Genomic DNA, 1155 nt, shown 5'->3' with positions numbered 1-1155 from the left:
GGCGGTCCCCCTCCCCATCGCAAGTCGATGGGGAGGATTTATACGCCCGCTCTCCACCCCAAAGCCAACGCCGCCTTATCAGTCCGCCGTCTTCGGCAGCGGCCCGCTGATCGAACTCGCGCGCCGCAGATTCTCCATGCCCGGCAACGGATCGGCGGGCGGCAGGTCGAACGGTTTGGGCATCGGCGGCGGCGCGCTCAGCCGGTCGGCGAACAGCAGTCGGCCCGGCCCCAGCTTGTAGAGGATCATCGGAAGCAGCTCTTCGCCGAACACGAAGCAGCCTTCGCTGCGACCCAGCTTGCCCTGCGTCGCGATCAGTGCGGGGTCGGCGTACCACGCGCCATGCACGACGATCGCGCGCACATCGGCCGAATAATTGTCGGGTTCCAACCCGGCGAGGCGCATCGACGACCCGTTGGCGCCCCAATAATAATCGCTGGTGCGATACGCCCCGCGCGACGTGGCAAGGCTTCCGACACGGTTTGAAAAGCTCTTGAGCCAGCCGTCATGCTGCGGGTCCGACCCGCGTCCGTGGGTGACCGGGAACATCTCGACCTTGCCCGCGATCATATCGACCAGCGCAAAGCGCGGACGCGACGACGGCAGCCCGAAATCGACGACGCCGACACGGTCGCTCTGCGGGATATTGCGTCCCTGCATCGCCAGCTGCTTCTTTGCCACGGCCAGATAGTCGACCGGCGGCGGCAGGGCCGTCCCCGGCTGTTGAATCCAGTTGGGGAGCTGCGCGCGCGCGGGCACGGCGGCCAAAGCCCCCGCGCCGGCCATCGCCGCCAACATCGCCCGTCGATCGATCAATTCATTCACTTGCAACCCAACCCCGCATTGGCCGCCTTTTACGGTCCTTCGACATTCCATAAGTCGTATGTTGGCCGCGAAAGGCAAGCAGGTGGTTCCCCTTCATGCGGGAAGATGTGCCATATATGCCATGAATAGCGAGTTTACGCTGCTGTAAGGCTGCGTTAGGACGCGGGCCATGAAAGCAACCATCTGGCACAACCCCGCCTGCGGCACCTCGCGCAAGACGCTGGCGATCCTTCAGGAAACCCCCGGCGTCGATGTCGAGGTGATCGAATATCTGAAAACGCCCTATAGCGAGGCAAAGCTGCGCCAGCTGTTCAGGGACGCCGGAATGGC

The 1155-nt window shown here is 64.2% G+C and carries 2 protein-coding genes; one reads left to right on the top strand and one right to left on the bottom strand.

Annotated elements, in window-relative coordinates:
* Nucleotides 1–78 precede the first annotated feature (78 nt).
* Nucleotides 79–825 (bottom strand): murein L,D-transpeptidase catalytic domain family protein, encoded by a 747-nt coding sequence (locus tag A3E77_RS08540; protein ID WP_293644955.1) that lies wholly within the window; start codon nt 823–825, stop codon nt 79–81.
* Between the two features lie 169 nt (nt 826–994).
* Between A3E77_RS08540 and A3E77_RS08535 the strand changes: the two genes are divergently transcribed.
* Nucleotides 995–1155 (top strand): thioredoxin domain-containing protein (locus A3E77_RS08535; protein WP_458574428.1); only part of this gene is annotated, 161 nt, incomplete at its 3' end.

The sequence above is a fragment of the Sphingopyxis sp. RIFCSPHIGHO2_12_FULL_65_19 genome (assembly GCF_001830555.1).
Taxonomy (GTDB): domain Bacteria; phylum Pseudomonadota; class Alphaproteobacteria; order Sphingomonadales; family Sphingomonadaceae; genus Sphingopyxis.
Note: the sequence above shows the minus strand (reverse complement) of the source record. Positions and strands in the feature narration are given on the sequence as shown.